Source organism: Alteromonas sp. S015 (genome assembly GCF_036864485.1).
Taxonomy (GTDB): domain Bacteria; phylum Pseudomonadota; class Gammaproteobacteria; order Enterobacterales; family Alteromonadaceae; genus Alteromonas.
Genome location: NZ_JAZETO010000005.1, coordinates 367,092 through 388,368 on the forward strand (window position 1 = coordinate 367,092; position 21,277 = coordinate 388,368).

General features: G+C 43.5%; 21 protein-coding genes. 6 read left to right on the top strand and 15 right to left on the bottom strand.

Annotated features, from left to right (window positions below; genetic code table 11):
- Positions 1–124: 124 nt before the first annotated feature.
- Positions 125–835, bottom strand: a complete 711-nt coding sequence (gene fadR / locus V7R42_RS12030; RefSeq protein ID WP_334020465.1) for a fatty acid metabolism transcriptional regulator FadR — start codon at positions 833–835, stop codon at positions 125–127.
- Positions 836–1,265: 430 nt separating this feature from the next.
- Between fadR and nhaB the strand changes: the two genes are divergently transcribed.
- From nhaB to V7R42_RS12045, 3 genes are read left to right on the top strand one after another with little or no spacing between them, the layout of a single operon-like run.
- Positions 1,266–2,840: a sodium/proton antiporter NhaB gene (nhaB, locus tag V7R42_RS12035; RefSeq protein ID WP_334020466.1), complete on the top strand. Its 1,575-nt coding sequence runs from the start codon at positions 1,266–1,268 to the stop codon at positions 2,838–2,840.
- Between the two features lie 3 nt (positions 2,841–2,843).
- Positions 2,844–3,371, top strand: a complete 528-nt coding sequence (gene dsbB / locus V7R42_RS12040) for a disulfide bond formation protein DsbB (protein ID WP_334020467.1) — start codon at positions 2,844–2,846, stop codon at positions 3,369–3,371.
- Complete coding sequence (locus tag V7R42_RS12045) at positions 3,368–3,922, top strand: GNAT family N-acetyltransferase (protein ID WP_334020468.1); 555 nt, start codon at positions 3,368–3,370, stop codon at positions 3,920–3,922. Before dsbB ends, V7R42_RS12045 begins: the two co-directional genes overlap by 4 nt.
- Positions 3,923–3,963: 41 nt before the next feature.
- Here V7R42_RS12045 and V7R42_RS12050 read toward each other — a convergent pair whose 3' ends face one another.
- Positions 3,964–5,247 carry an alginate export family protein gene (locus V7R42_RS12050; RefSeq protein ID WP_334020470.1) on the bottom strand — a complete coding sequence of 428 codons (1,284 nt, stop codon included), beginning with the start codon at positions 5,245–5,247 and terminating at the stop codon, positions 3,964–3,966.
- A 241-nt stretch (positions 5,248–5,488) separates the two neighbouring features.
- Between V7R42_RS12050 and V7R42_RS12055 the strand changes: the two genes are divergently transcribed.
- On the top strand, positions 5,489–7,135 hold the full coding sequence (locus tag V7R42_RS12055) for a methyl-accepting chemotaxis protein (protein WP_334020471.1): 1,647 nt from the start codon (positions 5,489–5,491) through the stop codon (positions 7,133–7,135).
- Between the two features lie 42 nt (positions 7,136–7,177).
- Here the strand turns inward: V7R42_RS12055 and V7R42_RS12060 are convergent, their stop codons facing one another.
- The 11 genes from V7R42_RS12060 to V7R42_RS12110 form a co-directional block, all read right to left on the bottom strand.
- On the bottom strand, positions 7,178–7,672 hold the full coding sequence (locus V7R42_RS12060) for a YcgN family cysteine cluster protein (protein WP_334020472.1): 495 nt from the start codon (positions 7,670–7,672) through the stop codon (positions 7,178–7,180).
- Positions 7,669–8,337 carry a fumarylacetoacetate hydrolase family protein gene (locus V7R42_RS12065; protein WP_334020473.1) on the bottom strand — a complete coding sequence of 223 codons (669 nt, stop codon included), beginning with the start codon at positions 8,335–8,337 and terminating at the stop codon, positions 7,669–7,671. Before V7R42_RS12065 ends, V7R42_RS12060 begins: the two co-directional genes overlap by 4 nt.
- A complete protein-coding gene (locus V7R42_RS12070; protein WP_334020474.1) occupies positions 8,337–9,419 on the bottom strand; it encodes a lytic murein transglycosylase in 1,083 nt (360 codons plus the stop codon). Before V7R42_RS12070 ends, V7R42_RS12065 begins: the two co-directional genes overlap by 1 nt.
- A 6-nt stretch (positions 9,420–9,425) precedes the next feature.
- Complete coding sequence (locus V7R42_RS12075) at positions 9,426–9,722, bottom strand: YcgL domain-containing protein (RefSeq protein WP_334020475.1); 297 nt, start codon at positions 9,720–9,722, stop codon at positions 9,426–9,428.
- Positions 9,723–9,846: 124 nt separating this feature from the next.
- On the bottom strand, positions 9,847–11,001 hold the full coding sequence (gene rnd, locus V7R42_RS12080; protein WP_334020476.1) for a ribonuclease D: 1,155 nt from the start codon (positions 10,999–11,001) through the stop codon (positions 9,847–9,849).
- Between the two features lie 62 nt (positions 11,002–11,063).
- Positions 11,064–12,716, bottom strand: a complete 1,653-nt coding sequence (fadD, locus tag V7R42_RS12085; RefSeq protein ID WP_334020477.1) for a long-chain-fatty-acid--CoA ligase FadD — start codon at positions 12,714–12,716, stop codon at positions 11,064–11,066.
- Between the two features lie 121 nt (positions 12,717–12,837).
- On the bottom strand, positions 12,838–13,677 hold the full coding sequence (locus V7R42_RS12090; protein ID WP_334020478.1) for an alpha/beta fold hydrolase: 840 nt from the start codon (positions 13,675–13,677) through the stop codon (positions 12,838–12,840).
- A 95-nt stretch (positions 13,678–13,772) separates the two neighbouring features.
- The gene (locus tag V7R42_RS12095; protein WP_334020479.1) at positions 13,773–14,429 is read right to left on the bottom strand and encodes a Slp family lipoprotein; all 657 of its coding nucleotides are present in this window, start codon (positions 14,427–14,429) and stop codon (positions 13,773–13,775) included.
- Between the two features lie 351 nt (positions 14,430–14,780).
- Positions 14,781–15,077 carry a hypothetical protein gene (locus V7R42_RS12100; RefSeq protein ID WP_334020481.1) on the bottom strand — a complete coding sequence of 99 codons (297 nt, stop codon included), beginning with the start codon at positions 15,075–15,077 and terminating at the stop codon, positions 14,781–14,783.
- Between the two features lie 131 nt (positions 15,078–15,208).
- A complete protein-coding gene (gene tsaB, locus V7R42_RS12105) occupies positions 15,209–15,925 on the bottom strand; it encodes a tRNA (adenosine(37)-N6)-threonylcarbamoyltransferase complex dimerization subunit type 1 TsaB (RefSeq protein WP_334020482.1) in 717 nt (238 codons plus the stop codon).
- A gap of 76 nt (positions 15,926–16,001) precedes the next feature.
- Positions 16,002–17,921 carry an ATP-dependent DNA helicase gene (locus V7R42_RS12110; RefSeq protein ID WP_334020483.1) on the bottom strand — a complete coding sequence of 640 codons (1,920 nt, stop codon included), beginning with the start codon at positions 17,919–17,921 and terminating at the stop codon, positions 16,002–16,004.
- A 312-nt stretch (positions 17,922–18,233) separates the two neighbouring features.
- On the opposite strand from V7R42_RS12110, the gene V7R42_RS12115 reads away from it, so the two are divergent.
- The gene (locus V7R42_RS12115; protein ID WP_334020485.1) at positions 18,234–18,473 is read left to right on the top strand and encodes a hypothetical protein; all 240 of its coding nucleotides are present in this window, start codon (positions 18,234–18,236) and stop codon (positions 18,471–18,473) included.
- Positions 18,474–18,660: 187 nt separating this feature from the next.
- Here V7R42_RS12115 and V7R42_RS12120 read toward each other — a convergent pair whose 3' ends face one another.
- Both V7R42_RS12120 and V7R42_RS12125 read right to left on the bottom strand, forming a co-directional pair.
- Entirely contained in the window at positions 18,661–18,993 is a 333-nt protein-coding gene (locus tag V7R42_RS12120; protein WP_334020520.1) for a hypothetical protein, read from the bottom strand.
- A 101-nt stretch (positions 18,994–19,094) separates the two neighbouring features.
- Positions 19,095–20,015, bottom strand: a complete 921-nt coding sequence (locus tag V7R42_RS12125; protein ID WP_334020487.1) for a cation diffusion facilitator family transporter — start codon at positions 20,013–20,015, stop codon at positions 19,095–19,097.
- Positions 20,016–20,177: 162 nt separating this feature from the next.
- Between V7R42_RS12125 and V7R42_RS12130 the strand changes: the two genes are divergently transcribed.
- Positions 20,178–21,236: an aromatic ring-hydroxylating oxygenase subunit alpha gene (locus V7R42_RS12130; RefSeq protein ID WP_334020489.1), complete on the top strand. Its 1,059-nt coding sequence runs from the start codon at positions 20,178–20,180 to the stop codon at positions 21,234–21,236.
- Positions 21,237–21,277 lie beyond the last annotated feature (41 nt).

Below are 21,277 nucleotides of genomic sequence, written 5' to 3' on the forward strand. Positions count from 1 at the left end.
AGTTGGCAAATAAGCATCAAGAGAGGCACACAAAAAACGCCGCATATGTAGTAACATTGCGGCGCTTTCGCAGTTCAATATCTAAGCTGATAGCTTGAAACTAACGGCCTTTGACGATAAGTGCTTAGTCAACTAAATCCTTGGGCATGTCATCACGAATGGCCTGCCACACTTCGCCACTTTCTATACCATACTTTCTTACAACAACAGGTACCCTATCGTATTCACCTTTCTGGGCCACTTCGAGAAGATCTGCGTAATACTTCATAGCAATATCCCGCGCCTGCTGGTGAGAGAAGAAATAGCCGCCAATACGCGAATAAAGGCCTCGGAAGCCGTTCATCATAAGAACAAATACGTTGTTATTCGAAGCAAGCGCTAAGTCGTGGGTCATCTGATAATCGAATTGCGCGAATGCCAAACCTTCTTGCTCTACATTTTTGTATCGAGCGATGATATCTGCAGAAGCTTGAGGGTTGTTACGAATGGCACCACGAATGAAAACAGCACTTAAGTTGGTACGCGCTGCAAGCAAATTATCAACAAGTTCAGGAATGCCTTCTTGATCCAAACGAGCTAGCGTTTCGAGGATATTAAGACCGCATGTTTCCCAAAAATTATTTACCTTGGTTGGCTTGCCGTGCTGAATGGTCAACCAGCCATCACGTGCCAAACGCTGTAGCACTTCTCGCAACGTGGTTCGCGTTACACCAATTAACTCAGAAAGCTCTCTTTCTGCAGGCAAAATGGTGCCAGGTGGGAACCTTCCACTCCAGATAGATTCGACAATATACTCTTCGGCGAATCCAGCTGGACTCTGTGCCTTATAAATCATAACTAATCGCCTGCACGTTCTTGTTATTTTACAACTGATTGTACCAGATGGTGTTTTATTATCACAATGAATTATGTTTCGTCCACTAAAGCTTTTAACAATTTTTTAAAAACTTTAGGGTTGTTTCAAACGCTGCAAAGCAACACTTGTACGTTTTGCGTTCAAAATAATCTACATTTTTAAGTCCAATGATATTTACCCCTCAAAAAGTGATAAATATTCAGTGACTTTCACATGGTGGGGTCTGTGAATTGCTTTCTCAAGGCGTTAATATCATGTACGCTTAATTTCCGACTATAATGACAGCAACAAAACGGCGGTTAATCGAATTGAATCGTACAGCTACAGCTGTTTATGTATGCAATAACCGGAACTCCACAGTATAAAGATGCGCAAAATGCGTGCTTTGTTGTAAAAGGAACAGGAACTCATGCAAACCTCAATGATCGCGGCGATCTATAAGAACTTCCTGGGACATGCGCCCGACTGGTACAAAAAAACTATTATTGCCTTTCTCATTGTTAATCCCTTCATCTTCATGGTGGATCCATACATTGCTGGCTGGACACTTGTAATCCAATTCATATTTACCTTAGCGATGGCGCTGAAGTGTTATCCTCTTCAACCGGGCGGCCTTCTTCTCATTGAAGCAATGTTCATAGGAATGACGTCTCCTGGTCACATGATGCATGAAATTGAAGTGAACTTAGAAGTATTGTTACTGCTAGTATTTATGGTAGCAGGCATTTATTTTATGAAAGACCTGCTAATGTACTTATTCACCAAGCTGGTGATTAAAGTTCGTAACAAATTGATTTTATCGCTTTCGTTTATTTTTGCGTCTGCGTTTTTATCAGCATTTCTCGATGCCTTAACAGTGGTTGCAGTCATCATCAGTGTAGGCTTGGGTTTCTACTCTATCTATCACAAAGTGGCGTCGGGCAAGGAGTTTCACTCTGATCACGATCACACCAGCGACGACGAACTAGGAAGCCATGACTTAGAAGATTTCAGAGCATTTCTTCGCAACCTCATGATGCATTCAGCTGTCGGGACTGCACTTGGCGGCGTAATGACCATGGTAGGCGAACCACAGAACTTAATTATTGCTGACAAAGCTGGTTGGGACTTTGTAGAGTTCTTTATCCGCATGGCGCCCGTCACATTGCCAGTGTTTGTATTTGGCCTGTTAACAACCGTAGTGTTAGAAAAAACTGGAATGTTTTCTTACGGAGCCAAATTACCTTCAGCGGTTAGACAAATTTTGGTCGACTATAACGAGCACATGGACAAAGGCCGCAGCAAACGTGAAACCGCGAAATTGGTCGTGCAGGCACTTATCGGGGTATGGTTAATTGTCGGCCTGGCTACGCACATGGCATCGGTTGGTCTCATTGGCTTATCTGTTATTGTCCTTGCAACCTCAATGAGCGGTGTAATTGAAGAACACGCATTAGGCAAAGCGTTTGAAGAGGCACTGCCTTTTGCCGCTCTACTTTGCGTTTTCTTTGGTGTAGTGGCGGTTATAATTGACCAAGGCCTTTTCCAGCCAGTAATCCATTGGGTATTGTCGTTCGAAGGTGAAACACAAATGGTCATGTTCTATCTTGCCAACGGTGTGCTTTCGATGGTGAGTGACAACGTATTTGTAGGCTCGGTGTATATCACTGAGGTAACGGCTGCTCTGCAAGCAGGACAAATTACTCGCGACCAGTACGACATGCTTGCGGTAGCCATTAACACGGGAACCAACTTACCAAGCGTTGCTACGCCAAACGGTCAAGCGGCTTTCTTGTTCTTGCTAACATCAGCCATTGCACCTTTACTTCGTTTGTCATACGGCCGCATGGTCATAATGGCTTTACCTTATACCATCGTGCTGACCATCGTAGGTCTGTTGGCAACGTATATCGGACTTGCCGACGCCACGCAGGTGCTATATGACATGCACCTTATCGAACACCACACCGCTGCAGAAGCGGGTGCTCAAGCGGTAGGCCATTAATCTATGCGCGGTATCATTCACAGCATTAGCCAGTGGGCAGAGCACAAGTCTTCATGGCTTGTGCTTTTTGCCACATCATTAACACTAGAAATTGCCGCCCTTTACTTTCAGTACGGCATGGGTTTAAAACCCTGCATTATGTGTATTTATCAACGAACAGCGATGTACGGCATCGTGCTGTCAGCACTTATTGTTGTAATGAAGAATAATGGTTTAACGCGCATGCTGGGCTTCGCGGGTTGGGCAGTTTCTGCAGGATGGGGCTTCTTAATTGCTAAAGAACACGTAGGTATTCTAAACGCAGCGAACCCATTTTTTGCCAGCTGTGAAATAGTGCCGAACTTCCCTTCGTGGCTACAACTTCACGAGTGGCTACCTGCTGTTTTTGCCGCTGAAGGTGATTGTTTAGAAGACTCTTGGCAGTTTTTGTCTATGGGTATGGCAGAGTGGATGCAGATTATCTTTGCTACTTACTTTGCTGTGTTTGCGGTTGTATTTGCCTGTCGATTATTGGATAAGAAACCCTTTTGATCGATTTATCTATTTTGCCCTCTCGTCTTCCTCCTATACATACGGAACAAGGCCCTATTTCCATTCAGCGCATTGCAGAGAAACACTGCTATGCGCTTTGTGAAGCGGGTCAGCATTCCATTCACCACGTAAAACCTTGGTTTGGCTCTGCGGTTTGTCCTGTAACGCCTGCGCTGTCCAAACAATGCATTGGCGATATGGAAAAGGCCCGTGATTCAGGGTACGGACTTACCTATTTGCTAATTCACGAGGATAAATGTTTAGGTATGGGTATCATTAATCATATTCACCATACACACCTCACCGCTAACCTTGGCTATTGGTTAAGGTCCGATGCTTGCGGAAGGGGTTTAGCAACAGCGCTATGTGAAGCACTGAAAAAGCTTGCATTTTCGCAAATGAATCTGCACCGACTAGAATGTTTTGTAGAGCCAAACAACAAGGCAAGTATTCGCGTTGCTGAGCGCATTGGTGGAATAAAAGAAGGGTTGTGCAGAAAACGTGTATTTGGCAGAGACGCGCTTCTTTACGCCCTCATTAATGAAAGCTAGGCCGCCTAGAATATTGTAATTTTAAGCGGCTATTTGAATATTTAGAATGTGTACATCAACGCCGTATACGCATACATAGCATCGTCTGAATATGCGCCACTGTCTAATGCATCGCCTTTCGCTAGATAAGCCCCACCCAACTCTAATCGTAGCGGTTTAAACGCTTGATATCGCCAACGGAATTCGAGTTGATGTCCTAAAAAATCTTCATCGCCACTTGCTACTTTTTGAAGCCACAGCGCTTTATAACCAATCATGATGTTATGCAAACCATCGAGCTTAGTCACACTTCTTAATCCGGGAGCTAATATATTACTGCGAGGAAACGTTTGATATACATCAGTAGGGCCGTAGTCGAAGCGTCGAAGTCCATACAATGAATCAAAGGCGTGTATGGTATCATCGTTGGCATCACTATCACCGCTTGCTGCGTCAATTTCGGCTCTCAAAAATGTACTATCGCTTATTTGTTTTCCTAAATGGCTATGTATCATCCACGCTTTAACGTCTCTATCGGTTATATCTGCTGAAGAAGTAGATTGACGCGCATGACCCGTTTGCCCTATTGCCTCAATGTTATATTTCCATCCCTCTGAAAATTCTCTAGTATGATCTACAGAGAAGGTAAACAAATCTCTGTTTTTAGTATTAAGATCGGCAGAATCTGATTCTTTAAGCCAATAGCTGTGAATTTTCCACGCTTTATCTGACGACTCTGCATAAATACCAAAGAACTTTCTATTACTGAAACTCTTGTCGAACGCGCGTTTATTATCATCTATTGACGCTGTATCTACAGGAAAACGCGATACTGGCAACAAATAAAAACTTCTGACACTCCAGTCGTTCCAGCGAGAGTCGATTACCGCGCCTTCAAAACTACTTGTTGCATTACGAAATCGCGTACGTGCCATTAAACGGCGGCTTCCGTGGTCGAGGGTAACTCGACCTACGGTTACACTATCAATGTGTTCACTTATCCCTTTATATGAAAGGTAGAATTGCACAGGCTCAAGCGTGTTGACCTGTGAAGACTTAAGCGTTGGATCGTTATCATCTAGATAAGCTCGTGAATCTTCTATCTCAACAGCGCCTTCCCAATTGCCGTACTTTGCTTCACCTTTAAGTCTGATTCGCGTTGAAATACGTTCGTTGGTTTTTGAACGTACTTCTTCGGTTGTTGGAAAGATTGGGTTATTCAAAGTTTCGTAACGCACTCTATACGACCCACTGTAATCAAATTCGAATTCCTTTGCGTCGATGCTCAATGGAGCGACTGCCATTGCAGAAGATAAAAATACGACAATAGTGCTAAGTTTCTTCATCTGAAACCTTACTTAATCGAAATAGTAAAAAGTAAGCGGAGTATAAAGTAGTCTCTTGGATTACACTCTTGTCCTTTTGTATAAAAAGTGGATGTAGCCCGATGAGCACTGTGGGATATTACACCTAACATAAAGTCTAATCGATTTAGCTATCATAACCATCTAGCATGTAAAGCATGAATAAACTTTAGGATTGCTCGCTTTAGTTGGCAGTTCTTTTTCATCATCTACAGTGGTTTACATGCTAAACTTTGACAATTTAACAATACGCAAAAAGCTCGCAGTACCTACCGGTTTTGTTGCATTTCTCCTCTTAATTGTTAGCTTTTTAAGTATTACAAATGCTAGATTCCTATCCAGCAATACAAACACATTATCTTCAGTGTTTAGCCAATCGATAAGCGCCGCGTTGAATGCTGATAGGGATCTTTATCAAGCTCATTCGGCGATATTGGACATCATGCTCGCAGCGCAGCTTAACCAACAGAACCTAATTCCAGCCTTAACTAAAGATTATGAAGAGAATGTCCAGCAAGCCAAAGACCGCATGGAAAAAGTGCTCACGCTTACAAAAGAATATCCAGAAGTAAGCGCGGAAGCGTCATCTTATAAACAAGACTTTGAACGGTGGACAAATTTAAATACGAAAATATTTGAATTAGTTCGCTCTGGAGATGTGCGTAACGGAGCCAGTGAATACCACAATAACGGCATGCCTGTTTTCGAAGCGTTAAGAGAAAATTTCGATCGCGTTGGCGAATCAGTCAAACAGCTCTCAGACAAAACCGCACAGACCAGTCTAAGCACCAGTGATAGTCAAACGCTTTACCTTCTCGTTGCATTAGCACTTGCAGTCATTGCGTGTGTATTGACCATCGTCATGGGGCCAAGACTCATTACAAAGCGCATCGATACGTTAAAATATATGCTGGACTCGATAAGCCAAGGCGAAGGTGACCTTACACAGAGAATTAAAACAAATGGGCGTGATGAAATAACAGACGTTGCCCACTCGTTTAATGGCTTGATGGACAATTTACAGCGTCTAATATCGTTTATTAAAAGTGACGTTACATCGCTTGCACAAGCAGAAAGAGAGATGAACGCTTCTTCTAGCGCTGTAACGCAAATCTCAACACAGCAGAAAAGCAACCTTGATCAAATTGCAACGGCAGTAAACCAGCTAAGCCATGCTCTACGAGAAGTCGCAGACAACACACAAGTTGCGTCTACTGACACTCAAACAGCAAACAATGATGCTGAAAATAGTAAAAGTGCCGTCACGCTGTCCACAGACAGTATCGCGAAAACAAACGACGTTATACGCCAAGCAAGCAATGTCATACAGAAACTGGAAAAAGAAACAAAAGAAATTTCTTCTCTGCTTGGCGTCATTAGCGGTATCTCAGAACAGACTAACTTGCTTGCATTAAATGCTGCAATTGAAGCGGCTAGAGCGGGTGAGCAAGGGCGTGGGTTTGCAGTCGTGGCGGATGAAGTGAGATCACTGGCCAACCGCTCTCAACAAGCAACAACAGATATTAACGAAATGCTTTCTAATCTTAACAAGGGGGTAGAAGAAGCAGTAACCGCAATCGAAGCAGGTTCATCGCAAATGGAAGAGGTTGTCGAGATTTCTGCAACACTTAAAGAACGACTAGATACTGTATCTAATTCAGTAATAAGTGCGAACGATCGCATCTACCAAATCGCTGCTGCCACCGAAGAGCAAAGTCAAGTTGTCGATAATCTTAACGACAATATTTCTTCTCTCAATACGCTAAGCCAACAAGTTATGGGCACTATTGAGGAATCTGGAAACGCTAGCGATAAAGTAAGCGATGCAACAAGGCACATAGCCAAAAATATCGATCGCTTTAACGTTTAAAAAGAGAACTACAGATTAAAAGCATGCTGTCGTAGCATGCTTTTAATCAATATCCTCCAGCGGCCAGATGGCAATGTAGTCTTCAAAGTGATTAAGATCTACGTCAGTTTCGAACACGGTTTTGTTGCGTACCGACATACCTTTCGCGTGCATCACGTGTTTTTTACCCTTGTTTAACAATGGATGCCACGAAGGTAATCCCCTCCCCTCATAAAGACGACGATAGGTGCAACTATTTGGCATAAAGAAAATATCTTTCAGGTTTTCTTTGGTAAGCTTCACGCAATCGGGTACAAGTTCTGTGCGTCTTTCATATTGCGTACACTCACACTTTTTAGTGTTCAAATACCTGCACACAATATTGGTATAGTGGATCTTTTCATTATCGTCGATATGGTCGGTAACTTCGTATTCTTCTACCGCGTCATCGTCAATAAACTTTTGCAAACAACATTTTCCACACCCATCACAAAGCGATTCCCATTCCTGTTGGGACATGTCTTCTAACGACTTAGTTTCCCAAAATGCTACCGTCATCCAGCTACTACCTTTGTGTTTAAAGCGAGCAAGCTATCTAACGATGCTTCTACCTTATCTGCCGGGCTCAATTTACCTACCCCTTTAGGCGTGCCCGTAAGAATCACGTCGCCACGGTCTAACGTAAATATAGTCGACATATGGGCGATTAATGGGATGATTTTGTGCAGCATGAGTTCGGTGTGTCCTTGCTGTCTAACCACTCCGTTTATCGTTAACGTAAAATGCAGGTCGTCTAGGTTATTAACGTTGTCTAACGGCACAAAGCCTGACAGCGGTGCACTATTGTCAAAAGACTTGGCTCTTTCCCAAGGCTGCCCCTGCTTCTTAAGCTCGGCTTGCACCTCGCGAAGGGTCAAATCGAGGCCAAGCCCAATCCCCCAAATAGCGTTTTTGACCTCTTCATTACTAGCATTTTTAAGCGGAGACTTAAGCAGCACTGACACTTCGAGTTCGTTATGACACTCGCCTTTGTCGGTAGGAATGGCAATAGACTCATTCATATGACACAAAGCTGCCTTCGGTTTCATAAACAATAGCGGTGCTTCAGACACAGTAGAATTCATTTCTTGAATGTGATCGAGGTAGTTTCGACCTATACAAACCACTTTACCTGTAGGTAACGCTATTTCATTACCTTGAAAATCGATGTGACGATAAGTCATTAGTAACCTCGCTTTATCCGCTCTGATAAATAACCAACCGAAACGCCAAAGTAAGTCGAGCGGTTCCACTTCATCAGTGTGTGAAAATTGTTATACACCAAGTAAATTCGGCCTTGCTCACCATCGGGCATAATGAGCGATGCACTGATATTTGCATTGGGAAGTTCACTTCCGTTGTAGCGTTTAACGCCGTTCTCTTGCCAAAAAGCCAACGGTTTCATGTTAGATTTAGCTAAACCTGAAATAGGTACCGGTTTGGTTAGCGTTACTTGACGTCCCCACGTTCCCTCATTATCCCATCCTTCAGAGGATAAGTAGTTCGCGATTGATGCAAATACATCAGCCTTGGTTCCCCAAATATCCTTTCTGCCGTCGCCGTCGTAGTCCACTGCGTAATTTAGAAAGGATATGGGCATAAACTGTGTTTGTCCCATCGCACCGGCCCAAGAGCCTTTAAGCGCCTCTACACCGATATACCCTTCATCGAGTATCTGAAGTGCCGCAAAAAAATTATCTTTGAACAGCTTTTCTCGTCGTCCTTCATACGCCAAAGATGCCAGTGCAGACAACACGCTGAAGTTGCCCTGTATTTTACCAAAGTTAGACTCGTTACCCCATAGCGCAACAATAAAGCGTGCCTGAACCCCGTATTTTTGAGCAATTTCGTCAAGCAGTACTTTGTGTTCATTGTACTGCTCAACCGCCTGCTTTACTTTCCAGTCGGGTACTCGCGTTGCTAAATAATCATCTAACGTTATTTTTTTCTCTGGCTGGCTTTTGTCAGACTTGACGACTGTGGGCCTGAAAGTGATGTCGGCAAACGCCAAGTCTAACTTAGTCTTATCTATGCCCTTTTCAGCCGCTTCTTTTTTCAATTGAGCAATGTAGCTTTTGAACCCCTCTTCGCTCAGCCCATTGTCATTACTTGATTGATTTTCGGCATGAACAGCGAGTGAAAAGCTTAAGGTTATACTCGATAAAACTAGGGCAATATTGCGCGTTTGAGGAAACAAGCTACGGCTACTACGCTTAGTTTTAACGGTAATTTGGTTAGCCAAGCGATTTAGAATCTTAAATAACATGGAAATTTAAAACTTCTTATCGGGCGTTTTTGAAAGCCCAAGAGATTCACGGTGTTGCTCTAGCAAGTTATCTTCTTTTGGCGGCATTTGAAGATAAAAGCCTTTTTCATTGAGTTCGTTAATAAGTTTTTGCTTATCAACCATGCCAAGTTTCTCTCGTTTTTCCAAAGCAATGATCGTCACTAATTCTGGCCGACCAAACTTAGCCATAAGCGGTTCCGGCACATCTTCGAAATAGTCTTTCTTTGGCACGTATAAATACATACCGTCTTTTTTTCGCGTTTTATAAACTGCGCATAACATAGAATTTTTACTCTTTCTTAATTCGTTTGTTTAGTTCTTTTGGGTTCACTATGCTGTTTTAATTGTCCAGAGAGCATAAGTCTCTCGCCAATACTGCTCACCCATATTGCTTTTAAAGCACTATTTAAACCGGAGCGTCGCCAAGTAGACGGGTTACTTGAGAGCGAAACAATGGTTCTCTCCACGTCGACAGTACATCAGGCATTAAACCCTGTACGCGGGTCTCATCAACCGAAAACCAGTACCATTTTAACAGTTGATTAAGCTGTTTTTTGGAGGCAATAACGTCACTATTCACTCCATTATCTCTCGCGATTTGCTCACTTATAATTTTAAGTTCAGCTAGTGTTTTCTTGTATTTGGCGATATCGATTAAGCGCAACACAACCGGAAGCCTAAGCTTTTCTGGCGTTTGCGCGTACTCTGCTCTTGCCTCTTCAATCAGCGTGATAATGGTATCGCCATAACGACGTACCGACTGATGATTCACGCCGTTAATACGGGAAAGACCAGATTTATCGTCAATAAGCCGCTGCGCTGCTTCAAACAAATGCCCTTCTTTAAAAACGAAATTTAAAGCCAAATCTTTTTTACGCGCGGTATTTAAACGCCATGCCGCTAACGCTTGTAACACAGTGAGTTGTTCGCTGTTTAATCGCCAGTTGTTTTTAAAACTCAGATAAGCAAAGTCTTCAGGCATTTGAGCGCGCTTTTTATCAACTAGCAACGCAATTTCCTGGTAAATCCAATGTACTTTGCCCGCGGCTTGTACTTTATTGGCTAGCTGTTGGTAGCAAGGCAATAAATACAGCACATCATTCGCTGCGTAGCTAAGCTGAGCTTCGCGAAGTGGTCTGGCTAGCCAATCGGTTCGCGATTCCCCTTTATCCAAACTGATATCACATAGCAACTCTACAAGCTTTGCATAGCCAAGCGACGGCCCCATGTCTAAAATGCTTCCCGCAAGCTGGGTGTCGAACACAGGCGTTGGTACCGTATCAAAGGCAGTAAGGAAAGCCTCGATATCTTCAGAACAAGAGTGCAGTACTTTCACTACTTCAGTATTTTCCATCAGATCGACAAACGGCTGCATATTGCCTATAGCGAGCGGATCGATGAGTACCAGCTGATGGCCATCATAAAGCTGTATAAGGCCCAAATGAGGAGTAAGGGTTTTTGTTCTTACAAATTCGGTGTCTAAGGCTACCGCCTCTTGACGCTGTGCGGCAGTGCACACTTTTTCGAGTTGTTCAAATGTTGTAATTAATTGATATTGCATATTTTTGCACAGTAATAAAAAAGCCGGCTTACGCCGGCTTTCACAAAACTATTTCAATGAAATTAGTCTCGAAGCTCCCGACGCAGTATTTTACCTACATTGGTTTTTGGCAAGTCGTCTTTGAAAACAACTTGCTTAGGCACTTTGTAACCCGTTAAGTGATTACGGCAATGCGCGATAACGTCTTTTTCAGTGAGTGAGTCGCTGTTTCGTACTACGAACAATTTTACAACTTCACCGCTGACTTCGTGAGGAACCCCAACCGCAGCCGCCTCTACAATGTTTTCATGCATTGCAGCCACTTCTTCTATTTCGTTAGGAAACACATTAAAGCCTGACACCAGGATCATATCCTTTTTACGGTCAACAATATAGAAGTAACCTTCATCATCTACCGTTGCAATGTCGCCCGTAGCTAGCCAACCCTCTTTCAGAATTTCCTCTGTTGCTTCTGGGCGGTTTAAATACCCTTTCATTACCTGAGGGCCTTTTACCCACATTTCACCAGGCTCGCCTTTTTCTACCGGGTTACCATCATCGTCAAGAAGCTTGATATCGGTAGAAGGCACAGGCATACCAATGGCGCCTTTATACGCTTCAATCTGTGGTGGATTTACCGCAACTACTGGAGAGCACTCGGTAAGGCCATAGCCTTCAAGAAGCACGGTATTGGTAACCTTTTCCCACTTCTCTGCAACAGGGCGCTGAACGGCCATGCCGCCACCTAGACCAAACTTAAACTTGCTAAAATCAAGCTCGCTGAATCCAGGTGTGTTTAATAAGCCGTTAAATAAAGTATTTACGCCAGGCAAAATGGTAAACGGGTATTTGCTTAATTCATTTACAAAAGCCGGCATATCCCGCGGGTTTGTGATAAGTAAGTTACGGCAACCATATTTAACGAACATTAAGCAGTTAGCCAGCAGCGCAAAGATATGGTAAAGCGGAAGCGCGGTAACCACAAAATCTTCGCCTTCTTCAATCACGGTTTCTAAGATACCTGACACTTGCTCTAAGTTCGCCACCATGTTGCGGTGCGTAAGCATGGCACCTTTAGAAACTCCCGTTGTGCCGCCTGTATATTGAAGAAACGCTAAATCGCCACTATCGATATCTGGACGATTATATTTCAGCGACTGCCCTTTTTTCACCGCCGACACAAACGATGTGGTTTCAGGTAGGTTAAACGAAGGCACCATCTTTTTAACGTACTTCACTACTGCGTTCACAATCCAGCGCTTAGGTGCCGGAAGCATATCGCCTAAAGCTGTCAAAAAGACTTCTTGTAGATTTGTTTCTGCGATGACTTCTTCTAACGTACAGGCGAAGTTCTCAACAATAACGATGGCTTTGGCATTGGCATCATTGAGTTGGTGCTTTAACTCACGAGCGGTATAGAGAGGGTTTACGTTAACCACAACCATCCCTGCGCGCAGAATACCAAACATGGCAACAGGATACTGCAGAAGGTTGGGCATCATAATTGCCACAGCATCACCGCGTTTTAGTCCGCTTGCTTGTAAATAAGCAGCAAATTGAGCTGATAAGGTATCCAACTCTTCAAACGTGATTGAATGCCCCATATTAATGAAGGCTTCTTTATTCTTGAACTTCTTTACCGACTGCTCGAAAATGTCTACTACAGATGCATAACGATCGGCATCAATTTCTGCGGAAACGCGAGGGTCGTAATGCTTAAGCCAGGTTTTTTCCACCAAAACCTCCTCTACTTTATTCTTATACTATTTTATAAGCGCTTGGGGAGCTGCACTTATATAACTGGTCTGATAACTTGCGAATAGTATAGGATGTGTAAAAGAAAATAAACGGCGCAATTTACAATTGCTCAACAAAATGACGAATTAATACCCCTACATCGTCAGTATTTTCCATGTGAATATGATGGCCGCCTACTAATTGTTCGTATTGTGCATTTAAGAACCATGCTTCCCTTTTGGGAAAAACGCTTGCCAGTTTTTTAAAGCTGTTGGATGCACCGATAAAAAGTACAGGGCATACAATAGCACGCATTAGTGATTCTGCCTGCTTTTCCGTCAATCTTAACGATGATTTTGTGCGAAGTTTAGGGTCGCTAGACCAAAAGCAGTGCCCGCCTGCATCTTGAGTTAAATTTCTGGATAAAATTGAACGCGCGTGTTCTTCGGGAATATCAGAAATTTTGCATCTCGCTCTCACCGCATCTTCGAGCTCAACGAGCCGTAACTTATTACGTGATTTGGCATAACGACTAACAATAGATTCTCGCAGTTGTGTCGCGGTAGTTTCCTCGCTCTCGGTTAGCGGTCCACATGCATCGATACTTATTACTGCAGAGACTTTCTCTGGAAATAGCGCAGCAAATAAGCTCGCTAATATTCCGCCTAGGGAATGCCCTAATAAAATAACGTCATCCCATCCTTGAGATTCTATCAAAGCATACAAGTCTTGCAGATAATCAGCTTGATTGTAATGTGCACCTTGTGCACGGTGGGAAGATCGGCCGTGTCCTGCGAGATCAATAGCAACAAAACGATACGACTGAAGATAAGGCGCTAACAATCGTAAGCTTTCTGCATTATCTAAATACCCATGTAAACCGATTACAACTTTGCCACCACCTTGATTATCCAACGCAGCTAACTGTAGTGCGCCAATATTGAATTCAGTATCAATCATAACTTTCCATGCTGGCAAATATTTGCCGCCTCCCTTGCACCTTTGTTCCACCAATAAAATAAAGCGGCAATAGCATGCCGCTTTATCTATTAATCTTATTTCTGTTTTTCTAGCCGCTGTGGTTGCAGCGTCGACTTGCCCCTTGCGCTACCAGTACCCGGATTTCGAGAGGGCAATGTAGCTTTACTCGGTGCATTTTGATAACGAATTACTCGGGTTCTATTAAAGTGCGGGTACATCCAAGGCCCATTAAAGCGATAGAATGGAGAGTACCAACCCGTGTGGTAGTTAAAGAAATACGTGTTTACATCGTAAACCTCTTGTTTTCTCCACATGTGATAATCGTCAGCAATGATCGTTGGATAAATATAAGGTTGCTCTCCTACCATACCCGCAGTGGGTGCTGTTATCGTGCCCAAAAACGTGGCTGAGCGCCCTTCTTCAAAAACAATAGGATCGACAAAGCCGTCAATTTGTACTTTGAAACGTCCTGATGTTTCGCCATTCGTAGAAGGTTTACCGTAGTGATTCAAAGGGAAATGTGCGAGTTCAATAAACGTTTTGTTAGGCTTGTTTTCAACACCTACAATCATCCCTCCCCAACGGGCTTTTTGGCCCTGCGCATTCGCCCCTGACGTCACCGCCTTAGAATAGGTAATGAGCTGCGTTCCCTCAGGTACCTCTATACTTTCTGGAACGATTGTACAGCCTGTAAACAACATGACCGTAAGTAAAACTAAATAACGAGACATTAAAGCGCTCCTCTGATCCCAAGAAAAAATGCTGCGCTTATACGGATTCCAATTGAATAATATGCAATTTAAACGGCGTCCACATGCGGCATTACATCTTAAAACTCTTATATACTTTTGCGTATCTTTTTTAATTTAAAAAAGAAAAACCGTATCTTAATAGCTAAACATTAGCATTATTACGAAACGACAACCACTGTCGTTCAACTCATGCAACGTGTAAATAAGATATATAAACTTAATCAAACATTTTTTAGAGCGTGGATAATAGACATTTGTTCAAAACAACGTTTGAAATTTAATAATTCGTAAGATTTTTTGACTTGGTAAGTTATTGCGCTCTGCTCAAACTTACGCGTAAATATCCACACCGAACATCGATTGGATAGATTCGCGTTGCTGTTGTTTTTCAAAACTCGTATAAGAGGCTATCGCATTTTGGGAATAGGTGTTGCCATCTTCACGGATAAATTGCTGATACGCTTGGGCGTTATCCGTTCCTTGTTTATCAGGCGCAACAACAATCGCCCTAACAGACGATTCACTTTGCCCTTTGTTTTGTTGCTGTTCAGGGCCTTTATTGGTTTTCGCGACCCGGCCTTGTGAAGGTTCGGAAGACGGTACAGCGAAATTATTATTGATAATCATATGGAGTTAGCAAGGCAAGAATCATACCATTTAGAGTGTGAAGTGAGCCTCAGTAATTCGACTCGCTCCTCATTTCAGTATCAGCCTTTTTATCGCTAAGTAATGGTAGCCTCATAAAAAATGGCGGGCCGCTACTCTCTACCAGGTAACTTTTTCCACGTGACTTTATCGCGCAAATAAACAGGTTCTACGGCTACCGCTTCAGATATTTCGCCTTTACCAAATGCATCAAACGCAAGCTTAAGCATGTATTGAGCGTTTGGAAGCGTAACGTCAGACGTTACCTCGCCACACTCCTCAGACTTCCACTGTTCAAGCTCCTCATAAGCAGACCAGCCGGTGCCAGCTGCAATCACAGCGGCGCTATTTCCTTCCCTAAACGCGTTTAGCTGTTCAATAGCCACCTCAGGCGGACAAACTTGCTCTTCAATACTAAGCACAACCCCATTGGTAGACTGTGAGTAAACCGCGAAATACACTTCACCCATACGCGCATCCGATGCAACGGCGATCAATGCATCGTTGTGCTGCGTTTGAGACGCCACTTCACACGCAATAGCTTCAAGCGTGCTCACGCCGGCTACTTTTAGGCCCGTCCCTAACGCTAAACCTTGAATCATACCTGTAGCTATGCGCACACCGGTAAAGCTACCTGGGCCTCGACCGAAAGCCAATAAATCCAGATCGCCCAGTGAAACCTTTGCTTCTTTTAACACCTCATCTACCATGGGAAGAAGACGCTGGCTGTGCTGCTGAGGGCATATTTCGAAACGCGTAATCACAGTGTCTTTGTATTGAAGCGCTACCGAACAAGCTTCGGTTGCCGTGTCTATAGCTAAAATGTTCATGTTTATCTCTTATTTCATCTAAGCTGAAATGGCGTTGGTGACTGTATACACGCTAACCGCTTTTCAGTGCTTTAACTTAGGCTTCATCAATGCCGGCTAAAAATTTTTCTACTTCGTCCAAGCTTCTTGTTCTTTTCATATCCGGTAAGCTACCAACGAAGGTTTTGGCATAAGGCTTTGTCACCAACCGATTGTCGCATATTACCAGCACACCTTTATCTGTGGGATCTCGAATGAGTCGACCTGCGCCCTGCTTTAACGTAATAACGGCTTGGGGAATTTGAATAACACTAAACGGGTTTGCTCCACGTTTTTTTACATCTTCCATACGCGCTTGAAGCAGCGGGTCATCAGGTGACGCAAAGGGCAGCTTATCAATCATAACGCAAACCAAGTCGTTGCCGCGTACGTCTACCCCTTCCCAAAAAGCGCCCGTGCCCATTAATACAGCTTTTTCATCTGCAAGGTACGCATCCAGCAATGCTTGCTTGGTGGTAGTCCCTTGCACCAGTAGCGGATTATCTATCTCATCTTCTAGCTTCTGCGCAATTTCTCTAAGCATAGCGTGACTGGTAAACAGCAAGAAGCACCTACCGCGACTTGCTTTAATTAGCCGTTTTGCTGTTTCTAACAAGGTTTCGCGCATTGCATAGCTATTGGGTTCAGGTAAATAGCGGGGCACGCACAACATAGCTTGCTCAGGGTAATTAAACGGGCTATCTAGCCCCAAGGTTTCTGCATCTTCTAAGCCCATGCGGCGCTGAAAGTGCTCAAAACCACCGTTTACCATTAAGGTTGCCGATGTAAAGATCCACCCGCGCGGGGGCGATGATACGAAACGCCTAAATTTAGCCGCAATCGATAATGGCGTTAAATGCATAATGAGGTGACGCTGGGTAGTTTCATACCACAAGCTCACATTTTCTTGCTTATTGTCGCTCAATGCATCTAATTGCTCTCTTGCAGCCACAACCCGTTCGTACATGTTATCTAAATCTTTATCGCGGCCAATGTGTAACTTGCACACCTCGTGCAATACGCCAAGCGCTTCGGCCAGCTTGCCTACCTGCATGCGTACGTCGTCACGGTCTAGTGCCTCGGCCCAGTTGCCGCGTTCAGCAGTGTCCGGGAACAATAACCGTAAATCAGAGGCAATCATTCTGCATTTGTCAGCCGCTTTATCTAACTGCCCCGCATCTTTCAAAACCGTTCTAAACAACAGCGTAATATCTTTCGCAATGTCGTGAATTTGTCTTGTCGAAAGTGACTCACCAAAGTAATCACTCGCAATGTCGGGAATTTGATGGGCTTCATCAAAAATAATCGCGTCAGCTTCAGGGATAAGTTCGCCAAACCCTGTGTCTTTCAGTGCCATATCAGCAAAGAAAAGATGGTGATTAACTACGATAATATCAGCATCAAGCGCCTTTCTGCGCGCTTTTACTAAATAGCAATCTTCGTAATCTGGGCAATCGCGCCCTAAGCAATTATCCACTGTAGAAGTGACAAGGGGCAAAACACGGGCATCTTCGGGAAGGGTTTTAAGCTCGCCCATGTCACCTGTTTTGGTGGTACTAGACCAACGTTTAACTTCTGAAAGCTGGCCTAGCACCTCTTTTTCAACCAAAGTAGAATTACCGCTGTGCTGCGCTACCCGGTGGAGACAAAGATAGTTTGAACGGCCTTTTAACAATGCAGTTTTTCGCTTGCTGCCCAAGGCCTTTTTCACCAGCGGTAAGTCGCGGTGAAATAGCTGCTCTTGGAGGTTTTTAGTTCCTGTAGAAACAATGGCTTTTCCGTCGCTCAACAATGCTGGCGCAAGATAGGCGAAGGTTTTTCCCGTTCCTGTACCTGCCTCTACAATTAAGCTACCTGTGGTATCGATAGCGCGCTTCACCGACTTTGCCATCTCAGTTTGAGCTTCGCGAGGTACAAACCCCTTGATAGCACCGGCAAGGAGGCCATCTGACGAGAATACGTTATTTATAGTAGGCATGGTTTAAGCGCTGTCATTACTTTTCATCTTTAGGCCGCGCATTATGCCAAAAAGCCTATTGAATGCCCATTAAAGGTTTGCATTTTAACGTCGGCCGATACCACTCTATCCACTGTCGACATGCCAATACATTGGAAGACCGCACTGTCCGTCGCTGTTTGCTCCATACCGTCTTAATGGTCAAAACAAATGTTAACGTTTTGATGAAAAGAATTTGTCTTCTAGAGTAAAAAAATTAGCTTTTTTATATTAACACTTAGGCGCAATATCCAGTCCGTAAATGTTCACACTCAACTATTTAACGAGGTAATTATGAAAGGTTTACGCTTTATAGGTTTAGGCTTAATCGGTTTAAGCGCAATGGCGTTCTCTGTAATTGCAGCTGCATCAGAAAAAGCACCTGCAGAACTAGTAGAGGAATTAACCCAGTTCTGTAAAGAAGTTGCTGAAGAAGAAGGCACAAAAGGCAAATCTGAAGACGTATTTGTATTAGAGTGCGTAAATGATGAGCTAGAAGCTGAAGGTTACCAAAAACTGAAATCTTTAAACTAATCTAAGAAGTAAGCCAATAAATTACTTTATCTGAATTAGCAGGCGAGCCTTGCCAGAAATGGTGGGGCTTTTTTGTGCGTTTCTTTTTTTGGAGGGCGAGTGTTTCTGGGCTCATCTTTGAAGTGTCTTTTCGAGATTATCAGCCTTGTATACAGCAATGCATGCAAAGCCACTTTAGTTGAATAAATCAGCGCTCAAAAAACGCATCAACCAAATCAGCGAGCGACTCCTCTAGTTGTTCTTCAAAAGCGTCGATATCAATACCAAAACTGTCCATATATTTAGCCGCGTTATCACGTGAAAGTGCGACATTCTTTATCTGAAATTCAAGCTCTGGTAGCGTCTTGTCGTAACGGGGCTTAATCGTCCATCGCAAACAGTGACTATTGTTGTCTTTTAGCTTCTTTTTGGCAAATACACAAAATTCTTCGACATAGTCAGCACCCTGCGGCCCAAGGCAACCCGGTTCTATTCGGTACATTACCAGCAGCTTTTTATATAGCGGAAGTCGCGTTTCCATCACATCTTCAAATAGCTTAAAGATTTGATTATCGGAAAATTTTAGGGATTTTACCAGTCGAGTAATGAGTGAATGCAAGATTTCACATTCACCCCATATCTTTACTCCGCTAGTTCGGGATCTTTTATGAACAAAATATCCATGATGATTGCGGGATCCCACTCGCGCATCTCAGCTTCACATTTCAGTCTAATTTCATCTAATTCACTAATGGTAGCAATAGAGAATGCGTCATCAACAATAATGTGGACTAAAAGATAAACATCCCTCCCACGCTTACTAATTCGCACTTCTACGTGCTCGTATGGCACGTCAGACAACGTTTTCTTGAATTTTTTCTCAATTACCGCCGAGATTGCTTCAGGTGGCGCTTTGTTAATTACCTCATTAAGGCTTTCACGCAGAATCTTAAAAGGTACCGGCAACATTGCCGAACCAAGAATAATCAATAAAACAGGATCAACGTACGGCGACAGTGTTCTATATTCCGTCAACTCTAACGCGTAGGCCAAAATAAAAGCGAACAAAATGGATGCACTTAGCACACCGTCTATCAGCCACGTGTGGGAATCCACTTTTACTAAGTCGGACAGCAAATGCTTACCTTTTACACGCATGTAAAGAGAGATACTAAAACAGCCAACCGTTGCCACAACACCGTAGACCATACCAATACCATACTCAGCTGCGTGCCCACCTGCCAATAAACTCTGAACAGAACTCGCGACGGCAAACACACACGTGGCAATGATAATGAGCGACTTAAACATGTTTAGCGTAGGCTCGATTGCCGTATAACCAAAGTGAAACCGGTCATCATCAGGGCGTTGAACCAAGTTAGCTACTTTAAGTGTTAGCATTGACATAACAAAAGCGATTAACGAGTAAGCGGCGTCAAACAAAATAGCGCCTGAGCCCGTTAAAATGGCAAAACCAAGCGCAACAACGACGAATGCGCCTGCAATATAAAAGGAAAGCGTTAATAGGCGCTTTTCTTCAAGGTGATGGAAGCCAATGTCCATGAAAATCACTTCGAAATTAAGGTGCGCGGATTCTACTCCGATATTTTAAAAAAAATAGTGCTTTGAACGAAAATATTGCTATTTTTTTAACCAATTCAGTGATACATAGCGCCTATACAATTTCGACTTAACGCAATGCGTTTTTAACGCCCATTTTGAACTATGAAAATCGTTACCCACCCTTCTATAAAAAGTTACTTTGATGCAGATGAATGCCGACAGGAAGTCGAGCAGGCTTTCTCTCGTGGGCTTGCTTATGCAGGCCATTCTCTAATGGTGCCAGAAACGTATAGTTATCAAGTGCTGCCGCACTTTAACGACCGTTATGCGTTGTTTAATCAGGGTGAGAACTATGAACTTATATCTAATGTTTGTTTACATCGACAAGCTCAACTTCTTGAAGGACAAGGTCGGGCACGCAGCATTGTTTGTAAGCTCCACTGTTGGGGCTATGACAACACAGGCCAGCTTAAAGGTACGCCCCATTTTAAAGATGCCCCTAACGGTCGGTTGAAAAAGGAGTCACTTTCTAAGTGGAACGGTCTTCTATTTCGAGGGCGCGCTCCCAACATGGATTTATTAGACCTCGAGATCCAAGACTACCTCGACTTTGCCGATTACTTTTACGCCGGTTCTGAAACGACGGAATATCAATTTAACTGGAAGACATTTATCGAGATTTATCTAGAGAACTATCATGTGTACTCCATGCACCCCGGGCTTCGCCAGTTTGTTAAGCCCGATGATTTAGAATGGTCGTTTGGCGATGATTTTTCAGTGCAAAAAGTAGGGCTGGGCGATCAACTTACTAAGCGGACGACGCCATGTTACAGAGAGTTCCAAGACGCATTAATAGCACGTTTCGGGCAAACACTTCCGCGCTATGGCGCAATATGGTGTTTTTTGTACCCTAATATTATGATTGAGTGGTACCCAGATATTATCGTTGTCAGTACGATTTACCCCAAGGGGGCCGGCGCGTGTATAAATCACGTAGAGTTTTACTATCCCAAAGCACTGTATAAAGACATGCCAGATTACTTTGCCGCAGAAAAAGCGGCCTATATGGAAACCGCTGTAGAAGACGAAGAAGCCTGCCTGTTGTTAGAAAAAGGTCGAAGGGCACTGTATTTATCGGGCGAAGAAGAATACGGGCCCATCGACCCCTTTTTAGAAGCGGGCGTGGCGCATTTTTACGCCTGGCTTGCTAAACAGCAGTAATCTTAGTGCTTTAAATGGTGTTACTTTACAAAAAAGGAGTT

Coding starts and splice junctions, on each gene's coding strand:
- V7R42_RS12115 (WP_334020485.1), top strand. CDS start 18,234: ATGAAAGGTTTACGCTTTATAGGTTTAGGCTTAATCGGTTTAAGCGCA.
- tsaB (WP_334020482.1), bottom strand. CDS start 15,925: ATGAACATTTTAGCTATAGACACGGCAACCGAAGCTTGTTCGGTAGCG.
- nhaB (WP_334020466.1), top strand. CDS start 1,266: ATGCAAACCTCAATGATCGCGGCGATCTATAAGAACTTCCTGGGACAT.
- V7R42_RS12120 (WP_334020520.1), bottom strand. CDS start 18,993: ATGGAAACGCGACTTCCGCTATATAAAAAGCTGCTGGTAATGTACCGA.
- rnd (WP_334020476.1), bottom strand. CDS start 11,001: ATGCAATATCAATTAATTACAACATTTGAACAACTCGAAAAAGTGTGC.
- V7R42_RS12090 (WP_334020478.1), bottom strand. CDS start 13,677: ATGATTGATACTGAATTCAATATTGGCGCACTACAGTTAGCTGCGTTG.
- fadR (WP_334020465.1), bottom strand. CDS start 835: ATGATTTATAAGGCACAGAGTCCAGCTGGATTCGCCGAAGAGTATATT.
- V7R42_RS12100 (WP_334020481.1), bottom strand. CDS start 15,077: ATGATTATCAATAATAATTTCGCTGTACCGTCTTCCGAACCTTCACAA.
- V7R42_RS12110 (WP_334020483.1), bottom strand. CDS start 17,921: ATGCCTACTATAAATAACGTATTCTCGTCAGATGGCCTCCTTGCCGGT.
- V7R42_RS12065 (WP_334020473.1), bottom strand. CDS start 8,337: ATGACTTATCGTCACATCGATTTTCAAGGTAATGAAATAGCGTTACCT.
- V7R42_RS12050 (WP_334020470.1), bottom strand. CDS start 5,247: ATGAAGAAACTTAGCACTATTGTCGTATTTTTATCTTCTGCAATGGCA.
- V7R42_RS12070 (WP_334020474.1), bottom strand. CDS start 9,419: ATGTTATTTAAGATTCTAAATCGCTTGGCTAACCAAATTACCGTTAAA.
- V7R42_RS12060 (WP_334020472.1), bottom strand. CDS start 7,672: ATGACGGTAGCATTTTGGGAAACTAAGTCGTTAGAAGACATGTCCCAA.
- V7R42_RS12125 (WP_334020487.1), bottom strand. CDS start 20,015: ATGGACATTGGCTTCCATCACCTTGAAGAAAAGCGCCTATTAACGCTT.
- V7R42_RS12075 (WP_334020475.1), bottom strand. CDS start 9,722: ATGTTATGCGCAGTTTATAAAACGCGAAAAAAAGACGGTATGTATTTA.
- V7R42_RS12130 (WP_334020489.1), top strand. CDS start 20,178: ATGAAAATCGTTACCCACCCTTCTATAAAAAGTTACTTTGATGCAGAT.
- V7R42_RS12095 (WP_334020479.1), bottom strand. CDS start 14,429: ATGTCTCGTTATTTAGTTTTACTTACGGTCATGTTGTTTACAGGCTGT.
- V7R42_RS12055 (WP_334020471.1), top strand. CDS start 5,489: ATGCTAAACTTTGACAATTTAACAATACGCAAAAAGCTCGCAGTACCT.
- dsbB (WP_334020467.1), top strand. CDS start 2,844: ATGCGCGGTATCATTCACAGCATTAGCCAGTGGGCAGAGCACAAGTCT.